The 3,256-nt window shown below is 55.3% G+C and carries 1 protein-coding gene; it reads right to left on the reverse strand.

Annotated features, from left to right (window positions below):
- Positions 1 to 172: 172 nt before the first annotated feature.
- Positions 173 to 3,178, reverse strand: coding sequence for a PAS domain S-box protein (locus LN415_09675; GenBank protein MCJ2557354.1), 3,006 nt, complete (start codon positions 3,176 to 3,178; stop codon positions 173 to 175).
- Between the last annotated feature and the right edge of the window lie 78 nt (positions 3,179 to 3,256).

Below are 3,256 nucleotides of genomic sequence, written 5' to 3' on the forward strand. Positions count from 1 at the left end.
TGATCCGGATAATGCCGATACAACGAGGATGAGCAAGAGTCCGATTCCCTGGATTCCTCTGGGGCATTCCATTACTCTAATGGATGCGTTTAGTTATTACTATGTCTTATGGGAGCCTCGAAAGTCAGGATGGCACGTTTGTGGGGTAAGTTGTTGCCTCACTGCCCTCTTGCTAGTCCTTCTCGGGCTTTTTCGGCAGCGATATAGTGAACTTGGCTCCCTCGCCCGCCTTAGATTCGACGTCTATGGTGCCCTCGTGGGCTTCCACCGCCCGCCTGCTGTACGTGAGACCGAGGCCCATGCCCATGGCCTTCGTGGTGTAGAAGGGCCTGAAGAGGTTTCCCAGCTCGGTCTCCGGGATTCCGATACCCGTGTCGGACACCTCGATTTTAATTTCGTGATCATCTTCCCGGGCGGAGATCGTCAGCCTGCCGTCGTTCTTCATGGCCTCGAGCGCGTTCCTGATGAGGTTGTCCATGACCCGCCTCATCTTCACCTTGTCCAGGCTCACCTTCATCGAGCCCACATTCACTTCGACGGTGACGCTGGAGGGAATCAGGGATGCCGCCAGTGAATCGGATATCAGCTGGGAAAGGTCTACCTCCGTGATATCCAGGGTCTCCTCGAAGTCCTGGTTCTTCCAGTCTTCCATTATATCGTTAGCATGCTTCACGCTCCCCGTGATTATGCCCATCATCTCCTCGCGCTTCTCGGGCTCCCTGTTGGCGATGTATGCGGCGTTCATGATGGTCTGGAGGGGCCCCTTGATGTCGTGGCGCACCATGGAGGAGATCCTCTGGACACCCGCGACCAGTTCCCGGGTATGCCTTTCACGGAGCTCATCGAGCCTCCGCTGGGACTGTATCCTATCGATGGCCGAGGCAACGTGCTCGGCCAGGATCTCCACGAGTCTCTGGTCGTTGGAATCGAAGGCCCCGAGTTCTACGCTCTCGACGTTGATGACGGCTACGACCTCATCCCTCACGATCACGGGGACAGCGAGCTCCGATAGCATCTCTCTCCCCATGGCCTCGGGTCCCGTGATGAAATCCGGATCGGATCTGGTGTCGGGCACTAGTTGGGTGGTGCCTTCTCTGACCGTTCGCGCCACTATTCCCGGGCCATCTACTTTGATGGAGATGAAGTTTCGCTGCCTGATGTCCTGGGAGTAGATCGGTTTCACCATGCCGTTCTCGATTATTTGGAAGCTACCAATATCGACCTCCAGGGTTTTCCCGATCGCCTCGAAGGTCTTCTTCCCCACCTCGGCCAGAGTCGTCGCCGATGCCAGCTCCGCTGCGTGGCTGTGCAGGGTCTCGAATCTCTTCTCGGTGACCCTCTGCTCCGTGAGGTTGAAGCTGTGTATCCCGAGGCCGTCCCCGACCTTGAAGGCCTTTATCGCGATCTCGATGTCGCCGACGCTCGGGTGCAGCTTGACGCTGTCAAAGAATACGGGGTTTCCCGTCTCCAGTACCTCCTTGTACTTTTCGGGTCTCTCTGTTTCATCGATTCCCGGGATAATTTCGAGTATGTTCTTTCCTAGAACATCTTCCTTATTCGTTGTGTTGGGGAAGACGATCATTCCCGAATTGTTGACGTCTTGAAGGTTCAGATTCGAGTCGTAGAGGTAGAAATAGTCCGTGGCCGTATCCATGAACAGGCGTAGCCTCGCCTCGCTTCTCTGGATCTCCTCCTCCATCCGTTTCCGCTCTGTGATGTCACGGGCATATGTGATCACAGCTTGGTTCCCCTCGAACTCGATGCCCGATGAGGCGACCCCCAGCCAAATCGAAGAACCGTCTTTCTTCAGGGACCTCAGCTCATAGATAAACCGTCGCACGTCCCCCCGCTTTCTCCGCTCGCTTATGACATCCAGCTGCTCCGCGTCTTTTGGGTCAATCACCTCGCTGGTGTTTCTCCCGATCAGATCAGAGGGGTCTGAGTATCCCAGCATCTCGGCGTATCTCTGGTTGACGTAGAGATATTCCCGGTTCCGGGTGACCACAACACCATCCAATCCCTCCTCGAGAAGAGAACGGTATTTTTCCTCACTTGCCTTCAGCTCTTCCTCCATCCGCTTGTGCTCGGTGATGTCTCTGCCATATATGTTGACGTAGTCTGTGTCCACCACCGGAACGACGGAGAAGGAGAACACTCTATCCCTGTAGATGCTCTCTCTTTCATCGATCGAACCTGAGTTGTATGCCCCCGATACCCATTCCGCCCATCCATCTGGAACGGCATCCCCGATCTTGGATCCCCACTCCCCCAGAAGAGGCCTGGCAGCGGCGTTCGCGTACAGTATCACCCCGTCCTTGGAGATGCGTAGCACGGGATTAGAGTTCTCAGAAGGGAACAGCGCCAGGCCGCGAATCTCTTCTTCCGCCCGTTTCTGCTCTGTCACGTCCCTTGCGATGATTTCGACCCCGATGAATTTCTCGTCCTGAATCAACCCTGTAATGTTACTATCCAGCCAGATGACTTCTCCACTTTTCGTATACCATCGGTTCAATGATGTATAGTTCTCCAGCTTCCGAGAGGAGAGATCATCCAAGCTGGACCTGAACTGAGCTTTATCTTCGTCGTGGATGAGCTCGAGCATGCCCATCCCCATCATCTGAAGCTCCTCGAGTGAATACCCAAAAAACCTCAGGAAGGCTGAGTTGCACCTAGTGATGCCCCGCGCCATCTCGACTCGAAAAATTCCGTCAACGGAATTCTCTATCATCGAGCTGAGCTCCTGCTCTCTACTCCGCAGATTATCTTCGGCTCGGTACCTTTCGACAGCGTGTTTGATCCTTCGCGCCAGGACCTGATAGTGGCTGGGGTTCATCTCCTTGCGGATGTAGTCGTCTATGCCCACAGTGAAGGCGGCCTCGGCGACCTCCTCGCTGCCCCGTCCCGTGTAGAGGATGATGGGTATGTCGCTGCTCTCCCTGATCCTTCGGGCGACCTCGATGCCGTCCATCGGGGACATCATGAAGTCTGAGACGACACAGTCGTAGGCCTCTGTCTTGAACAGTCTCAACGCGTCCTCGGGTGAGACGGCCGATTCCACGATTAGGCCTTCATCCGCCATCTCCAGGAACTTCTTTGTGAAATCCAGTTGGGTCGTCTCGTCGTCGACGTGGAGGACGCGAATCTTGCTGGGTCTGGGAGATGGTTCAGGCTGATTCATGGCGGACAGTTAGGACTCCTATGCACCGCCTTTATACATTATTACAGAACGCGATATACCCCCCAAAGCGCGAGTTGG

Source organism: Candidatus Thermoplasmatota archaeon, assembly GCA_022848865.1.
Taxonomy (GTDB): Archaea; Thermoplasmatota; Thermoplasmata; order RBG-16-68-12; family JAGMCJ01; genus JAGMCJ01.